This window comes from Stutzerimonas stutzeri KOS6, from assembly GCF_000307775.2.
Classification (GTDB): domain Bacteria; phylum Pseudomonadota; class Gammaproteobacteria; order Pseudomonadales; family Pseudomonadaceae; genus Stutzerimonas; species Stutzerimonas stutzeri_B.
Genome location: NZ_KK020677.1, coordinates 428,161 through 444,170 on the forward strand (window position 1 = coordinate 428,161; position 16,010 = coordinate 444,170).

Sequence of the window (16,010 nt, forward strand, 5' to 3'; positions counted from 1 at the left end):
CCTTTTTATTTTGGGCGATGATCTTCGAACGGCGGGCGTCGCGCGACGTCTCAATTATGATGCGTAGCACCTTTTGCGGTTCGCGCGGATGGCAAACTGCCACTGGGCTCGCCTGGCGCCACGCCGGGCTCAATCTGCACGGAGAGGTCGATGTACAAGCTGTGTTTCTATGTTCCGGAGAGTCATCTGGAAGCGGTCAAGAAGGCAGTGTTCGCGGTGGGCGCGGGCCGGATCGGCGCCTATGACAGCTGCTGCTGGCAGGTGCCGGGACAGGGGCAGTATCGCCCGTTGGAGGGGAGTCGGCCTTTTCTCGGCGAGGTGGGACAGGTGCAGCATGTGGCCGAGTGGAAGGTCGAAATGGTGGTCGCGGATGAGCTGATCCATGACAGCGTCAAGGCCATGAAGAAGGCCCATCCCTACGAAACGCCAGCTTTCGAGGTGTGGCGCCTGTCCGATATGCAGTTCTGATGATGGACGATCCGGAATGCCGCACTGATGGCGCGGCGGTGTTCCGGATGATCTACGGGCGAATCTCGATCAGCGTACCGTCCCTGACCAGTGACCAGATTTCGCGCATGTCGCTGTTGCTCAGGGCGATGCAGCCTTCCGTCCAGTCGAGGGTGTGGAAGAACCACTCTGGGTACTCCTCGTCCAGTGGTGTGCCGTGCAGCATGATCATGCTTCCCGGCGGCACGCCTTTCTGCTGTGCCTGGGCCAGGTCGCGGGCGTTCGGGTAGGAGATGTGCATCGACAGGTTGTATTTGTCGCTGGTCTTGCGCCAGTCGATCCAGTAGAAGCCCTCGGGCGTGCGCATATCGCCCTCGCGCAGCTTCGCGCCGCGTGGCTGCTTGCCCAGGGAGACGCGATAGCTCTTGAGCGTCTGGCCAGCGCTGACCAGATGCAGTTTGCGTTCCGACTTGATTACCAGCACCTTGTCGACGCGCGGGCCGTCGAGGCTGGGTGTCGCGTTGGCATGGGAGAACGCGGTAAAGGCGAGACAGAGCAGAGCGAACAGCCAACGCATCGAAGCTTTTCCTGTAGGGACTACATCAGACCTGTATTGCGGTGCCAGGTGGCCATCAGCTTGCCTGATGCTGCTCCTGGCGGCGATTATGGAGGCCTGTCATGGCTTCGTTGCGCACCGGGAAGGTCTGCTGCACCCGGTCGGCGAAAAAGCATTCTAGGGTACGCCCGATGGTCGGAAAAGCCAGCTCTGACCAAGGGATGTCCTGCTGGCGAAACAGCTGCACTTCGAGGCTTTCGTCGCCGGCACGGAAGTCCACATCGATCAGTCGGGCGCGGAAGAACATGTACACCTGACTGATGTGCGGCAGGTCGAACAGGGTATACAGCTGCAGATCCCTGACCCGTGCGCAGGCCTCCTCAAGTGTCTCGCGCTCGGCGGCCTGCTGCAGGGTTTCGCCGTTTTCCATGAAGCCGGCCGGTAGCGTCCAGTAGCCTCGCCGCGGTTCGATCGCGCGCCGACAGAGCAATACCCGATCATCCCAGACTGCCAGGCAGCCGGCGACAATGCGTGGGTTCTGGTAATGCACGGTCTGGCAACCATCGCAGACGAAGCGCGGACGATTGTCGCCCTGAGGGGTACGGAGCTGTACCGGATTGCCGCACTGCGTGCAGTATTTCATGGCTGGTTTCCTGCTGGGCTCGGCGGATATTGGTCCGTCTGCCTGGTTTCGGCAAGGTTGCCGTGCGGTCGCTCCCTCTTCTCGGCAATCACTGTGGTCGCTTTCAGTGATGTGCTTCCCTGTACGCATCCGTCACGCGCAGATGGGCTTTTCTGGGGCCTTGGGCGGTCGCGCCTTTCATGCCATGATGCCGGTCAAAGACGAAACGAGAAAGTTCATGCTGGACACAATACTCCACCGGGTGCGTGCTCATTCCCCGCATTCTCTGGAGCCGGAGGGGCGCCTGCCCGAAGCGGCCGTGCTGATGCCGATCACCCGTAGCGAATCGCCTGAGCTGGTGCTGACGCTTCGCGCGGCAGGCCTTTCCACCCATGGCGGAGAGGTAGCGTTCCCCGGTGGACGCCGCGACCCGGAAGACCGCGATCTGCTGCACACGGCCCTGCGTGAAGCCGAGGAAGAGGTGGGCCTGGCGCCGGGCATGGTGGAGGTTGTCGGGCCGCTCAGCAGCCTGGTTTCGGTGCACGGCATTCATGTCACGCCCTATGTCGGGCTGGTTCCCGACTATGTCGAGTATCGTGCCAACGATGCCGAGATCGCCTCGGTGTTTTCGGTGCCGCTGGAGTTCTTCTGCGAGGACCCGCGTGAGGTCACGCACCGTATCGATTACCAGGGGCAGAGCTGGTACATCCCATCCTACCGCTATGGCGAATACCAGATCTGGGGCCTGACTGCGATCATGATCGTCGAACTGGTCAATGTCATATACGACGCCGGCATCGAAATGCGCCGTGCGCCGGCTGCTTTCGTCGATTTGTCCGGCCGCAGCAGGCCCTGACCGATACCGGCGCCGCAGCGTCGGCGCCCCCATTCATGCTGATTTGAGAGGTGTGCCGTGAAATACCGTCTGGGAGAGTCGCGAGTGGATGCCCATCCACAGAGCTGGGTAGCCCCCAATGCCACGTTGGTTGGCAAGATCCGCCTGGATGCGGGGGCCAGCGTCTGGTTCGGTGCTGTCCTGCGCGGTGATAACGAGCTGATCCACATCGGCGAGAACAGCAACGTCCAGGATGGCAGCGTGATGCATACCGACATGGGGCATCCGCTGACGTTGGGCACCGGGGTGACCGTGGGCCATAACGCCATGCTGCACGGCTGCACAGTCGGCGACTATAGCCTGATCGGTATCAACGCAGTGGTGCTCAACGGCGCGAGGATCGGCAAGCACTGCATCATCGGCGCCAATACCCTGATCGCCGAGGGCAAGGAGATTCCCGACGGTTCGCTGGTGGTCGGCTCGCCGGGCAAGGTGGTGCGCGAACTGACCGAGGAGCAGAAGAAGATGCTCGAGGCGAGTGCTGCCCACTACGTACATAACGCGCAGCGCTATGCGCGCGACCTGGAGCTCGATGAGTGATTGGGCAGGAAAAGCCGGTCGCGTCTCCCTGTGTCAGCCTCTGCGCTCTGGATGAAGACGACCTTTGCGTCGGTTGCCAGCGCAGCGCGGACGAAATCCGACGCTGGGGGCTGATGGGCAACGAGGAGCGTCGCCAGGTGCTGCAGCGCTGCAGCGAGAGGGCTCGTCTCGGTGGTCAACTCATGTAGGACGCCTTTGGCGTTTATTCGTATTCAAGAGTGAAGAGAAATCCCATGCCAAGAATAGGCACTCCGCTGTCTCCCAGCGCCACTCGCGTCCTTCTGTGTGGCTGTGGCGAGCTCGGCAAGGAGCTGGTCATCGAGCTGCAGCGTCTCGGTGTGGAAGTGATTGCCGTCGACCGCTACGCCAATGCGCCGGCGATGCAGGTTGCGCATCGCAGCCATGTGATCGACATGCTCGATGGTGCCGCTCTGCGCGCCGTGATCGAGCAGGAGCGACCGCACTACATCGTGCCGGAGATCGAGGCCATCGCGACTGCCACGCTCGTGGAACTGGAGGGTGAGGGCTATACGGTCATTCCCACCGCTCGCGCGGCGCAGTTGACGATGAATCGCGAAGGCATTCGCCGCCTGGCTGCCGAGGAGCTGGGCTTGCCGACTTCACCCTATCGTTTCGCGGACTCCCTGGAGGCTTGTCGAGCTGCGGCTATGGCCCTGGGCTTTCCCTGCCTGGTCAAGCCGGTGATGAGCTCGTCCGGCAAGGGCCAGTCGGTGCTGCGCAGCGAGGCCGATATCGACGCGGCCTGGGAATATGCCCAGGCCGGCGGCCGCGCCGGGCGTGGTCGGGTCATCGTCGAAGGTTTCATCGACTTCGATTACGAAATCACCTTGCTGACGGTGCGTCACGCTGGCGGCACCAGCTTCTGCGAGCCGGTGGGCCACCGCCAGGAGAAGGGCGACTACCAGGAGTCCTGGCAGCCTCAGGCGATGGCACCGGCGGCACTGGCCGAGGCGAAGCGGATCGCGCTGGCGGTTACCGACGCGTTGGGCGGGCGTGGCATCTTCGGCGTCGAGCTGTTCGTTCGGGGCGAGCAGGTGTGGTTTTGCGAGATATCCCCACGGCCCCATGACACCGGACTGGTTACCCTGGTTTCGCAGGACCTGTCCGAGTTCGCCCTGCATGCGCGGGCCATTCTCGGCCTGCCGATTCCGGTCATTCGCCAGCTCGGCCCGGCCGCTTCGGCGGTGGTTCTGGTGGAGGGCGAGTCCAGTGAGGTCAGCTTCGGCAATCTTGCTGCCGTGCTCGCCGAGCCGGATACCGCGCTGCGTTTGTTCGGCAAGCCTGGTGTCAGTGGCCAGCGCCGCATGGGCGTGGCGCTGGCGCGAGACGAATCCATCGAAGCCGCGCGGGAAAAGGCGCTGCGGGCGGCACGTGCGGTGAAGGTTCAGCTGTGATGGAGAGGGGGCGGTAGGCGCCGGTCCGTCATTCCAACGGGGGTGTCGCTGACGGCGTGGCGCCGATGGTCCAGGCACGCACGCTCTTCACCCGATTGTCGGCGGCCTGCAGTATCTCCAGGCGATAGTCGCCGATCTGCAGGCATATGCCGCTGTCGGGAATATGCTCCAGTGCTTCGGTGATCAGGCCGTTGAGCGTCTTCGGGCCGTCGCAGGGCAGCTGCCAGTCCAATGCGCGGTTTACCTCGCGAATATAGGCGGCACCGTCGATAACCAGGGTGCCATCGTCCTGCGGGTGGATATCGGGGCTGCGCAGTGCGTCCTGATTGCTGAATTCTCCGACGATCTCTTCGAGGATGTCCTCGAGCGTGACCACACCACGGACGTCGCCGTATTCATCGACGACGATGCCGATTCGCCGCTTCTGTTTCTGGAAGTTCAGCAGTTGGGTGGAGAGCGGCGTGTTCTCCGGTACGAAATAGGGTTCGCTGCAGGCTGCCAGCAGGCTTTCCTTGGTCAGCTGGTCATGGCTGAGCAGGCGCGCGATCTGCCGCATGTGGACGATGCCTTCGATCTGGTTGATATCGTTGCGGAAGACCGGCAGGCGGGTATGCGGGGTTGTGCGGAGCTGGCTGACGATCGACTCCAGGTCATCGTCCAGGTCGATGCCGGTGACTTCATTACGCGGGATCATGATGTCGTCGACCGTAACCCGTTCGAGGTCGAGAATGCCCAATAGCATGCTCTGGCGGTTCAGTGGCAGGTCGCTGCCCGATTCGCGCACCACGCTGCGAAGTTCCTCGGTGGAGAGGCTGTCGTTGCCCTTGTTGGAAAGGTCGACGCCGAGCAGCCTGAGCAGGCCGTTGCTCACCCAGCCAAGCATGGCGACCAGCGGGTAGAGAACCTTCTGCAGCATCATCAGCGGCAGGCTGACCGGATAGGCGATGATTTCCGGGCGCAGTGCGGCCAGTGTCTTGGGCGTGATTTCGCCAAAGATCAGCAAAATGATGGTCAGGCCAATGGTGGCGATGGCGATCCCCGCTTCGCCCCAAAACTGCATGGCCAGTACCGTGGCGATGGAGGAGGCGAGGATGTTGACGAAATTGTTACCGACCAGGATGGTGCCCAGCAGTCGGTCGGGGTGGGCCAGCAATGCACTGGCGCGGCGTGCGCCCTTGTGGCCTTCCTTGGCCTGGTGTCTCAGGCGGTAGCGATTGAGGCTGAGCATGCCGGTTTCGGAACTGGAGAAGAACGCCGAGCACAGCAGCAGGAAGATCAGCAGGCCGAGCAGAAAGCCGGGATGTAAATTTTCCACGAGTTAGCCTGTTCGCATCAGATGTGCAGAATGAATTCGCGGACCAGCTTGCTGCCGAAGTATGCCAGCATCAACAGGCAGAACCCAGCCAGCGTCCAGCGGATGGCCTTGTAGCCACGCCAGCCAAGCTGGTGTCGGCCCCAGAGCAGCATGCCGAAGACGAGCCAGGCAACCACTGAGAGGAGTGTCTTGTGGACCAGATGCTGGGCGAAAAGGTCATCGAGGAACAGCCAGCCGGAAAGCAGTGAGGCGGACAGCAACCCCCAGCCTGCCCAGAGGAAGCCGAACAGCAGGCTTTCCATAGTCTGCAATGGCGGGAAATTGCGGATCAGCCCCGACGGGTGCTTGTGCTTGAGGTGGTGGTCCTGCAGCAGCAGTAACAGCGCCTGGAACACGGCGATGGTAAGCATGCCGTATGCCAGGATCGACAGCAGGATATGCGCGAGTATGCCGGGCTCCTCGGCGATCGCTGGTGCGGTGCCCGACGGCGCGAACTGTGCGAAGAGAACCGTCAGGCAGCCGAGGGGGAACAGCAGCAGCAACAGGTTTTCCACTGGCATCCGGTACAGCGCCAGCAGAATCAGCAGGATCACGGCCGCGGCAATCAGGCTCGAGGCGGTGAAAAAGTCCAGGTGCAGGCCGCTGGGCGATATCAGCTGAATGAAAAGGCTGATGCCATGAGCGAGCAGGGCGAGGGCGCCGGTGGCCAGCAGCAGGCGTCTGTCCGGCACTGTGCGTTGCGCCAGGCGCAAACTTTGATAACCCGCGGCACCCGCATAAAGAGCGGCGGCAGCAAGGCTGGGTAACAGAGGGAGCATAGGTTCTGGTAACGAGCTCGAAAGGTCGTGAGTGTGGCACAAACGCCTGAGGTGCAAAAGCCGCGCCGGGGTACTGATCGCCGCAGTGCGCATCGCTGCACCGCGGGCGCCATCGCAATGCCTGCTGGCGGTGCATTCGTCGGACGCTGAACTAGTGCAATGACGAAAAGCACAGTGGTCGGGGTACCGGCCCGGCGCATCCACCTTCTATAATCGCGCCCTTCGGCACATCCAGCGTGGAATGGCTCATGTTTGAAAACCTAACCGATCGCCTCTCACAAACGCTTCGTCATGTCACTGGCAAGGCCAAGCTGACCGAGGACAACATCAAGGACACGCTGCGTGAAGTGCGGATGGCCCTGCTCGAGGCTGACGTCGCACTGCCGGTGGTCAAGGAGTTCGTCAATCGGGTCAAGGAGCGTGCAGTCGGCACCGAGGTCTCGAAAAGCCTGACCCCAGGGCAGGCATTCGTGAAGATCGTCCGCGCCGAGCTGGAAGAGCTGATGGGCGCGGCCAACGAGGACTTGGCGCTGAACGTCACGCCGCCAGCGGTGGTGCTCATGGCCGGCCTGCAGGGTGCGGGCAAGACCACCACGGTGGGCAAGCTGGCGCGCTTCCTCAAGGAACGCAAGAAGAAGACCGTACTGGTGGTTTCTGCCGACGTGTATCGCCCGGCGGCGATCAAGCAGCTCGAGACGCTGGCAGGTGAAGTCGGTGTGACCTTCTTCCCTTCCGACACCAGTCAGAAGCCGGTCGAAATTGCCCAGGCGGCGATTCGCGAGGCCAGGCTCAAGTTCATCGATGTGGTGCTGGTGGATACCGCCGGTCGGCTGGCTGTGGATGCCGAAATGATGGCGGAGATCCAGGCTGTCCATGCGGCGATCTCTCCGGCAGAGACGCTGTTCGTGGTCGATGCCATGACCGGCCAGGATGCGGCCAATACCGCGCGCGCGTTCGGCGAGGCGCTGCCGCTGACCGGTGTCGTGCTGACCAAGGTCGACGGCGATGCCCGTGGTGGTGCGGCGCTTTCCGTCCGGCACGTGACGGGCAAGCCGATCAAGTTCCTCGGCATGGGTGAGAAGAGCGACGCGCTGGAGCCATTCCATCCGGACCGTATCGCTTCGCGCATCCTTGGTATGGGCGATGTGCTGAGCCTCATCGAACAGGCCGAGCAGACGCTCGACCGTGAAAAGGCCGAAAAGCTCACCAAGAAACTGAAGAAGGGCAAGGGCTTCGACCTGGAAGATTTCCGCGACCAGCTGCAGCAGATGAAGAACATGGGCGGTCTCGGCGGACTGATGGACAAGTTGCCGTCCATCGGTGGTGTCAATTTGTCGCAGATGGGACACGCCCAGGGCGCGGCAGAAAAGCAGTTCAAGCAGATGGAGGCCATCATCAACTCGATGACCCCCGCTGAGCGGCGCAATCCCGACATCATCAGTGGCTCGCGCAAGCGTCGTATCGCCATGGGTTCCGGCACCCAGGTGCAGGACATCGGTCGCCTTATCAAGCAGCACAAGCAGATGCAGAAGATGATGAAGAAGGTCACCGGCAAGGGCGGTATGGCCAAGATGATGCGCGGCATGGGAGGCATGTTCCCCGGCGGCGGCATGCCGAAGTTCTAATCGGTGGTGGGGCGCATGGGTGTGACGACGCCGGCGGCGAAGGGGCGTCTGCAGCCCGTTGCCAGAGCTGCGCTCTGGTCAGCCCTGAGCCTTTGGTAAAAGAGTTTGCAAAATCCCCGGCATTCCTTAAAATGTGCGGCCTTTCGGGCCTAGGCCCATTTTAAGTAAGTGTGTGCCTTAAGTTAGCACCGACTACAGGAACGATGTTCACATGGTAACTATTCGTCTCGCCCGTGGCGGCTCCAAGAAGCGCCCTTTCTACCACCTGACCGTGACCAACAGCCGCAATCCGCGTGATGGTCGTTTCGTCGAGCGTATCGGTTTCTTCAACCCGATCGCCACTGGTGCGGAAGTGAAGCTCTCTGTGAACCAGGAGCGCGCTACCTACTGGCTGAGCCAGGGCGCACAGCCGTCTGAGCGTGTTGCTCAGCTGCTGAAGGAAGCTGCCAAGGCCGCCGCCTGAATCACATGAATGCAACGTCTGCTCCGGTCGATGACCTGGTCGTCATCGGCAAGATCGTTTCGGTGCATGGCGTGCGCGGTGACGTAAAGGTCTATTCCTTTACCGATCCGATCGACAACCTGCTGGACTATCGACGCTGGACGCTGAGGCGAGGCGCTGAAGTCAAGCAGGTCGAGCTGGTCAAGGGTCGCCTCCAGGGAAAGATTCTGGTGGCAACGCTGAAGGGTTTGGATGACCGCGAAGTTGCGCGTACCTACGCCGACTTCGAGATCTGCATTCCCCGCAGCGAGCTTCCCTCCCTGGATGACGGTGAGTACTACTGGTATCAGCTCCAGGGATTGAAGGTGTTCAACCAGTCCGCGCAATTGCTCGGTCGGGTCGATCATCTGCTCGAGACCGGAGCTAATGATGTCCTGGTCGTGCAGCCCTGTGCTGGAAGCCTGGATGACCGCGAGCGACTGCTGCCTTATACCGATCAGTGCGTGTTGAAGATCGATCTGGAAGTGGGCGAGATGCAGGTCGATTGGGACGCGGATTTCTGAACGGCATGGCCGCTTTGCGCGTTGAAGTCATCAGCCTGTTCCCGGAAATGTTCGCTGCGATACGCGATTACGGGATTACCAGTCGTGCGGTGAAGCAGGGGTTGTTGCAGTTGAACTGCTGGAATCCCAGAAGCTATACCGAAGACCGTCACCAGACAGTGGACGATCGCCCGTTCGGCGGTGGTCCCGGCATGGTGATGAAGATCAAGCCGCTCGAGCTTGCACTGGCGGATGCCAAGCAGGTCGCGGGTGAGAAGGCGAAGGTGATTTACCTGTCGCCGCAGGGACGTCAGCTGAAACAGGCTGACGTCCGCGATATGGCGAACGAGGAAGCGTTGATCCTCATCGCCGGTCGTTATGAAGGTATTGACGAGCGCTTCATCGAGGCGCACGTGGATGAGGAATGGTCGATCGGTGACTACGTACTGTCCGGCGGCGAGCTGCCGGCGATGGTGCTGATCGATGCCGTGACCAGGCTGCTTCCGGGCGCCCTGGGCCATGCTGGTTCCGCCGAGGAGGATTCGTTCACCGACGGCCTGCTCGACTGTCCGCACTACACGCGACCCGAGGTGTATGCGGATAAATGTGTTCCTGAGGTGCTGCTTAGTGGCAACCATGAACACATCCGACGCTGGCGCTTGCAGCAGTCCCTTGGAAGGACCTGGGAGCGACGCGCCGATCTTCTGGATAGCCGCTCGCTTTCTGGAGAAGAACAGAAGCTGCTGGCGGAATACATCCGCCAGCGGGACGATAGTTAACGTATCGATGGCAACCCGCGGGGTTGACCTTAGGAGCACAGCATGACCAACAAGATCATTCAGCAGCTCGAAGCCGAGCAGATGACCAAGGAAATCCCGACCTTCGCGCCGGGCGACACCGTCATCGTCCAGGTCAAGGTGAAGGAAGGCGAGCGTCAGCGTCTGCAGGCCTTTGAAGGCGTCGTGATCGGCAAGCGCAACCGTGGTCTGAACAGCGCGTTTACCGTGCGCAAGATCTCCAACGGTGTGGGCGTCGAGCGTACCTTCCAGAGCTACAGCCCGATGGTCGACAGCATCAGCGTCAAGCGTCGCGGTGACGTGCGCAAGGCCAAGCTGTACTACCTCCGCGCGCTGTCCGGCAAGGCCGCCCGCATCAAGGAAAAGCTGGTCTAAGACCGCATTTCCGAACAAAAAAGCAGCCTCCGGGCTGCTTTTTTCGTTTCTGTGCCCGGTGCGGTGAAGGTTCCCAGGCACCGGGCGATCATTATGTGCGATCCCTCCCGGCGATTGTGCGTCCTGCCGCTCGCCTGCTGGCTGCGTTGGTCGGCCTGTGGAAGACTGTCGTTCCCCGCTCTCGCTGAAGCTGTCATGCCCGCACTCGACGATTCCGTTATCGATCGCTACCTCGATGTCCTCTGGCTGGAAAAAGGCCTGGCGGACAACAGTCGTGAGGCTTATCGCAGCGACCTCGCGCTGTTCAATGGCTGGCTGGAAGAGCGGGGTGTCCGGCTTGTCGCAGCGGGACGCGAGATCATTCTCGATCATCTCGCCTGGCGCCTGGACAACGGCTACAAGGCGCGTTCTACCGCTCGCTTCCTGTCCGCTCTGCGCGGCTTCTATCGCTACCTGCTGCGTGAGGGTGAGATTGCCGTGGACCCGACGTTGCGGGTCGATCTGCCGCGGCTCGGGCGGCCGCTGCCCAAGGCGCTGTCCGAGGCGGACGTGGAGGCGCTGCTGGCTGCGCCAGATGTCGCTGATCTCCTGGGACTGCGTGACCGGGCTATGCTGGAGGTGCTCTATGCCAGCGGCTTGCGGGTAAGCGAGCTGATCGGCCTGACGCTGGAGCAGGTCAGTCTGCGTCAGGGCGTGCTGCGGACCTTCGGCAAGGGCAACAAGGAGCGTCTTGTACCGCTGGGCGACGAGGCACTGCACTGGCTGCAGCGCTACCAGCGCGATGCGCGCGACCAGTTGCTCGCCGGCAGCGCCAGTGATGTGCTGTTTCCCAGTCGGCGTGGCGATCAGATGACGCGCCAGACCTTCTGGCACCGGATCAAGCTGCACGCCAGGGTCGCGGGTATCGCCGCGTCGATTTCGCCACATACCCTGCGCCATGCGTTTGCCACGCACCTGCTCAATCATGGTGCGGATCTGCGCACCGTGCAGATGCTGCTCGGCCATAGCGACCTGTCGACCACCCAGATATACACCCATATCGCCCGGGCGCGCCTGCAGGAGCTGCATGCGAAGCACCATCCGCGTGGGTGAGCGCACGGCGTGAGTCGACGCCGGTCTGCCTGGATCTGGTTCTGCGAAGCCTGACGCGGGAATGGACCCGTGTCAGTCTGGCTTCGGCGCAGCGAAGCCTGGTGGGCGGAAGTGCGCAGGCGCGGCGGTGGCCCGGGCGGTTCGTTCCGCGGCACTTGCGGTGATGCGGCCAGCAGTTCGCGGCGCGTGGCTATGGTAGGCTGTCCACCTTTTCCCGATCGTCGCTGCCAGGAGTTTCCATGGGCGTGATTCGTTTGTTCGCTGCCGCCGCTGTCGGTCTGGCCAGCACCGTTGCAATGGCCGCCGAACCGGATCAGGCAATTCGCCAGGCGTTGCAGAAGATCCAGCCGGACATGCCTATCGAGGCCGTGGCCGAAAGCCCCATGCCGGGGCTTTACCAGGTGCAACTCGAGGGTGGCCGTCAGCTGTACGCCAGCGCCGACGGGCAGTTCGTCATCCAGGGCTATCTCTATCAGTTCCAGAACGGCCAGGTCGTCAACCTGACCGAGCAAGCCCAGAGCCAGGCGGTCGCCAGCCAGATCAACTCGATCCCTGCCAGCGAGATGGTGGTGTTTGCGCCGAAGAACCCCAAGACCCATATCACGGTGTTCACCGATACCGACTGCGGCTACTGCCAGAAGCTGCACAGCGAGGTGCCGCAGCTGAACCGCCTGGGTGTCGAAGTCCGTTACGTTGCCTTCCCGCGTCAGGGGCTGGGTAGCCATGGGGCCAACACACTGGCCAGCGTGTGGTGCGCCAAGGATCGCCAGGAAGCCATGAACAAGGCCAAGGCTCGAGAAGAGCTGGCAGCCGCCAGCTGCGATACGCCCATCGCCAAGCAGTATCAGCTGGGTCAGATGATCGGTGTGCAGGGAACCCCCGCCATTATCCTCGCCAATGGTCAGATGATTCCCGGTTACCAGCCGGCAGCACAGCTGGCAGAGGTAGCGCTCAAGGCAGAGTGATCTGGCCGTCGGTCCGAATGCATCGGAGCAATCGGTTGGAGCTGGAACTGCACGGCTGGCCATGTTCAAACCCTGTGAGGGCGAACGAGGTCGGTCACGATGAAGCTAGAAGGTTCCTGTCATTGCCAGGCTGTGCGATTCAGCCTTGAATCAGCACAGCCTTATCCATTCATGCGCTGCTACTGCTCGATCTGCCGCAAAACGGCGGGCGGAGGCGGGTACGCGATCAATCTTGGAGGCGACTACCACTCGTTACGGATCGAGGGGAGCGAGCACGTAAGTGTCTACCAGGCACGGCTCAGCGACGCGCAGACCGGCGAGGTCAGGATCAGCGACGGGCGCCGGCATTTCTGTCGGCACTGCGCCAGCGCATTGTGGTTGTGGGACCCGAACTGGCCCGATCTGGTACATCCGTTCGCCTCGGCCATCGACAGCGACTTGCCCGTGCCGCCGGAGCATACGCATCTGATGCTCGACTCCAGGGCGGGCTGGGTGGAACTTCAGTTGCAGGCGCAGGATCGCTGTTTTGCCGAGTACCCGGATGAGTCGCTCGCGCAATGGCACCAGCGGCTTGGACTTGGCGATGCTTCGCGGCCGCCGCGAGGCCAGGCTGATTGACTAAAGGCTGCTCCCTTCGTAATGTGCGACTCTTTTGTCGACCGGCAGGTCCGGTCGTTTCGCTGTGAATGGGGAGTTCAGCTTGAAACCGGTGAAAGTTGGCATCTGTGGGCTGGGAACCGTCGGTGGCGGTACCTTCAATGTGCTCAAACGCAACGCCGAGGAGATTGCCCGCCGTGCCGGGCGTGGAATCGAGGTTGCGCAGATTGCCACCCGGCATTCCAATCCCAAGTGCGACACCGGGGCGACCCCCGTCACCGCGGACATTTTCGAGATCGTCAACAATCCCGAGATCGACATCGTCGTCGAGTTGATCGGTGGCTATACCCTGGCCAAGGAGCTGGTGCTGCGGGCCATCGACAACGGTAAGCATGTGGTTACCGCGAACAAGGCGTTGATCGCCGTGCACGGCAACGAGATCTTTGCCAAGGCTCGGGACAAGGGCGTCATCGTCGCCTTCGAGGCCTCCGTTGCTGGCGGCATCCCGGTCATCAAGGCGATTCGCGAGGGGCTGGCCGGCAACCAGATCAATTGGCTGGCGGGCATCATCAATGGCACCGGCAACTTTATCCTGACCGAGATGCGCGAGAAGGGTCGTACCTTCGAGAACGTGCTCAAGGAGGCTCAGGAGCTCGGTTATGCCGAGGCCGATCCGACCTTCGACGTCGAGGGCATCGACGCCGCGCACAAGCTGACCATCCTGGCGTCGATTGCATTCGGCATTCCGCTGCAGTTCGACAAGGCCTACACCGAAGGCATTGCGCGGCTGACCACTGCCGACGTGAATTATGCCGAGGCGCTGGGCTATCGCATCAAGCACCTGGGGGTGGCGCGGCGCACCGACAGCGGCATCGAGTTGCGTGTGCATCCCACGCTGATTCCTGCCGATCGCCTGATCGCCAACGTCAACGGTGTCATGAACGCCGTGATGGTCAATGGCGATGCCGTCGGCAGCACGCTCTACTACGGTGCTGGTGCCGGCATGGAGCCGACCGCTTCGGCGGTGGTGGCCGATCTGGTGGACGTTGCCCGGGCGCTGACCACCGATCCGAATAACCGCGTACCGCACCTGGCGTTCCAGCCGGATGCCTTGTCCGATCATCCGATCCTGCCGATCAGCGCCTGCGAAAGCGCTTACTACCTGCGCATCCAGGCCAAGGATCATCCGGGCGTTCTCGCCCAGGTCGCGACCATCCTGTCCGAGCGCGGTATCAACATCGAGTCGATCATGCAGAAGGAAGCCGAGGTGCAGGACGGCCTGGTTCCGGTCATCCTGGTAACCCATCGGGTAGTCGAGCAGCGCATCGACGATGCCATCGCCGCGCTGGAAGCGCTTGACGATGTGGTGGACAAGGTCGTGCGTATTCGCGTCGAACAGCTGAATTAATCCGGCATCGGTAGCCGCAGCGGCTGTTCTGCCTGCCGCCTGCTACCTCGAGCCAACACCGAAGGTTTGAACAAATGCGCTACATCAGCACTCGCGGCCAGGCGCCGGCCCTGAATTTCGAAGATGTCCTGCTTACCGGCCTGGCCAGCGATGGCGGCCTGTACGTGCCGGAGAACCTGCCGCGGTTCACCGTGGAAGAAATTGCCTCCTGGGCTGGTCTGCCATATCACGAGCTGGCCTTTCGCGTCATGCGGCCGTTCGTTGCCGGCAGCATTCCTGATGCCGACTTCAAGAAAATCCTGGAAGAGACCTATGGTGTCTTCGCTCATGGCGCCATCGCCCCGCTGCGCCAGCTGAATGGCAACGAATGGGTGCTGGAGCTGTTCCACGGCCCGACCCTGGCGTTCAAGGATTTTGCCCTGCAACTGCTTGGCCGTCTGCTCGATTACGTACTGGCCAAGCGTGGCGAGCGCGTGGTGATCATGGGGGCGACTTCCGGCGATACCGGCTCGGCCGCCATCGAAGGCTGCCGCCGTTGCGAGAACGTCGACATCTTCATCCTGCACCCGCACCAGCGGGTGTCGGAAGTGCAGCGCCGGCAGATGACCACCATCGCCGGCGACAACATCCACAACATCGCCATCGAAGGCAATTTCGACGACTGTCAGGAGATGGTCAAGGCCAGCTTCGCCGACCAGGGCTTCCTCAAGGGCACGCGCCTGGTGGCGGTCAACTCGATCAACTGGGCGCGGATCATGGCCCAGATCGTCTACTACTTCCACGCTGCGCTGCAGCTCGGTGGCCCGTCTCGTTCTGTGGCTTTCTCAGTGCCGACCGGCAACTTCGGCGACATCTTCGCCGGTTACCTGGCGCGCAATATGGGGCTGCCGATCAATCAGCTGATCGTCGCCACCAACCGCAACGACATCCTGCATCGCTTCATGTCCGGCAACCGCTACGACAAGGACACCCTGCATGCATCGCTGTCGCCGTCGATGGACATCATGGTTTCCTCGAACTTCGAGCGCCTGCTGTTCGACCTGCACGGGCGCAATGGCAAGGCCGTGGCCGAGCTGCTGGATGCCTTCAGGGCCAGCGGCAAGCTGTCGGTTGAAGAGGATCGTTGGACCGAAGCGCGCCGGCTGTTCGACTCGCTGGCCGTGGACGACGAGCAGACCTGCGCGACCATCGCGCAGGTGTTCAAGGAAACCGGCGAAGTGCTCGATCCGCATACCGCCATCGGTGTGCATGCTGCTCGCGAATGTCGCCGCAGCCCGAGTATCCCGATGGTGACGCTGGGCACGGCGCATCCGGTGAAGTTCCCGGATGCGGTGGAGAAGGCGGGTATCGGCCAGGCGCTTGCCCTGCCTGCGCACCTGGCCGATCTGTTCGAGCGTGGTGAGCGCTGCACGGTGCTGCCGAACGAGTTGAGTGCCGTCCAGGCCTTCGTTGGCCAGCATGGCAACCGCGGCAAGCCGCTGTAGCACTGCGCTTGATGAAAAGGGCCGGTCCTGTGACTGGCCTTTTTCGTTAGCCAGGGTGTGCCTTGCCGGTCGGGG

The 16,010-nt window shown here is 62.1% G+C and carries 19 protein-coding genes; 15 read left to right on the forward strand and 4 right to left on the reverse strand.

Features of this window, described 5'->3' with window-relative positions:
• Positions 1-150 precede the first annotated feature (150 nt).
• Complete coding sequence (locus tag B597_RS42405) at positions 151-468, forward strand: YqfO family protein (RefSeq protein WP_003293640.1); 318 nt, start codon at positions 151-153, stop codon at positions 466-468.
• Positions 469-520: 52 nt separating this feature from the next.
• On the opposite strand, the gene B597_RS42410 is transcribed toward B597_RS42405, so the two are convergent.
• Both B597_RS42410 and B597_RS42415 read right to left on the reverse strand, forming a co-directional pair.
• Complete coding sequence (locus tag B597_RS42410; RefSeq protein WP_003293639.1) at positions 521-1,024, reverse strand: L,D-transpeptidase family protein; 504 nt, start codon at positions 1,022-1,024, stop codon at positions 521-523.
• A gap of 55 nt (positions 1,025-1,079) precedes the next feature.
• Entirely contained in the window at positions 1,080-1,646 is a 567-nt protein-coding gene (locus tag B597_RS42415; protein WP_003293638.1) for an NUDIX hydrolase, read from the reverse strand.
• A gap of 217 nt (positions 1,647-1,863) precedes the next feature.
• Here B597_RS42415 and B597_RS42420 point away from each other — a divergent pair, with 217 nt between their 5' ends.
• From B597_RS42420 to purT, 4 genes are read left to right on the forward strand one after another with little or no spacing between them, the layout of a single operon-like run.
• Entirely contained in the window at positions 1,864-2,481 is a 618-nt protein-coding gene (locus tag B597_RS42420) for a CoA pyrophosphatase (protein WP_003293637.1), read from the forward strand.
• Positions 2,482-2,538: 57 nt separating this feature from the next.
• Positions 2,539-3,060: a gamma carbonic anhydrase family protein gene (locus B597_RS42425; RefSeq protein ID WP_003293636.1), complete on the forward strand. Its 522-nt coding sequence runs from the start codon at positions 2,539-2,541 to the stop codon at positions 3,058-3,060.
• On the forward strand, positions 3,057-3,248 hold the full coding sequence (locus B597_RS42430) for a DUF1289 domain-containing protein (protein ID WP_003293634.1): 192 nt from the start codon (positions 3,057-3,059) through the stop codon (positions 3,246-3,248). The genes B597_RS42425 and B597_RS42430 overlap by 4 nt, the downstream gene beginning before the upstream one ends.
• Positions 3,249-3,293: 45 nt before the next feature.
• Positions 3,294-4,475, forward strand: coding sequence for a formate-dependent phosphoribosylglycinamide formyltransferase (gene purT, locus B597_RS42435; protein ID WP_003293632.1), 1,182 nt, complete (start codon positions 3,294-3,296; stop codon positions 4,473-4,475).
• Positions 4,476-4,503: 28 nt separating this feature from the next.
• Here the strand turns inward: purT and B597_RS42440 are convergent, their stop codons facing one another.
• Positions 4,504-5,790, reverse strand: a complete 1,287-nt coding sequence (locus B597_RS42440) for an HlyC/CorC family transporter (RefSeq protein WP_003293630.1) — start codon at positions 5,788-5,790, stop codon at positions 4,504-4,506.
• A 17-nt stretch (positions 5,791-5,807) separates the two neighbouring features.
• Positions 5,808-6,608, reverse strand: coding sequence for a cytochrome C assembly family protein (locus B597_RS42445; protein WP_003293629.1), 801 nt, complete (start codon positions 6,606-6,608; stop codon positions 5,808-5,810).
• Positions 6,609-6,856: 248 nt separating this feature from the next.
• Between B597_RS42445 and ffh the strand changes: the two genes are divergently transcribed.
• The 10 genes from ffh to thrC all read left to right on the forward strand — a co-directional run bounded on the left by ffh (position 6,857) and on the right by thrC (position 15,935).
• Positions 6,857-8,233 carry a signal recognition particle protein gene (ffh, locus tag B597_RS42450; protein WP_024162430.1) on the forward strand — a complete coding sequence of 459 codons (1,377 nt, stop codon included), beginning with the start codon at positions 6,857-6,859 and terminating at the stop codon, positions 8,231-8,233.
• A gap of 211 nt (positions 8,234-8,444) precedes the next feature.
• Positions 8,445-8,696 (forward strand): 30S ribosomal protein S16, encoded by a 252-nt coding sequence (gene rpsP / locus B597_RS42455; RefSeq protein ID WP_003293628.1) that lies wholly within the window; start codon positions 8,445-8,447, stop codon positions 8,694-8,696.
• Positions 8,697-8,701: 5 nt separating this feature from the next.
• On the forward strand, positions 8,702-9,238 hold the full coding sequence (rimM, locus tag B597_RS42460; RefSeq protein ID WP_003293627.1) for a ribosome maturation factor RimM: 537 nt from the start codon (positions 8,702-8,704) through the stop codon (positions 9,236-9,238).
• 5 nt (positions 9,239-9,243) lie between these two features.
• Positions 9,244-9,996, forward strand: a complete 753-nt coding sequence (gene trmD, locus B597_RS42465) for a tRNA (guanosine(37)-N1)-methyltransferase TrmD (RefSeq protein WP_003293626.1) — start codon at positions 9,244-9,246, stop codon at positions 9,994-9,996.
• Between the two features lie 42 nt (positions 9,997-10,038).
• Positions 10,039-10,389, forward strand: coding sequence for a 50S ribosomal protein L19 (gene rplS / locus B597_RS42470; RefSeq protein WP_003293625.1), 351 nt, complete (start codon positions 10,039-10,041; stop codon positions 10,387-10,389).
• Positions 10,390-10,584: 195 nt separating this feature from the next.
• On the forward strand, positions 10,585-11,481 hold the full coding sequence (gene xerD, locus B597_RS42475; RefSeq protein WP_003293623.1) for a site-specific tyrosine recombinase XerD: 897 nt from the start codon (positions 10,585-10,587) through the stop codon (positions 11,479-11,481).
• A gap of 239 nt (positions 11,482-11,720) precedes the next feature.
• Positions 11,721-12,446 carry a DsbC family protein gene (locus B597_RS42480; RefSeq protein WP_003293622.1) on the forward strand — a complete coding sequence of 242 codons (726 nt, stop codon included), beginning with the start codon at positions 11,721-11,723 and terminating at the stop codon, positions 12,444-12,446.
• A gap of 99 nt (positions 12,447-12,545) precedes the next feature.
• Positions 12,546-13,064: a GFA family protein gene (locus B597_RS42485; protein WP_003293621.1), complete on the forward strand. Its 519-nt coding sequence runs from the start codon at positions 12,546-12,548 to the stop codon at positions 13,062-13,064.
• A gap of 82 nt (positions 13,065-13,146) precedes the next feature.
• The gene (locus B597_RS42490) at positions 13,147-14,451 is read left to right on the forward strand and encodes a homoserine dehydrogenase (RefSeq protein WP_003293620.1); all 1,305 of its coding nucleotides are present in this window, start codon (positions 13,147-13,149) and stop codon (positions 14,449-14,451) included.
• A gap of 74 nt (positions 14,452-14,525) precedes the next feature.
• Positions 14,526-15,935: a threonine synthase gene (thrC, locus tag B597_RS42495; RefSeq protein WP_003293619.1), complete on the forward strand. Its 1,410-nt coding sequence runs from the start codon at positions 14,526-14,528 to the stop codon at positions 15,933-15,935.
• Positions 15,936-16,010 lie beyond the last annotated feature (75 nt).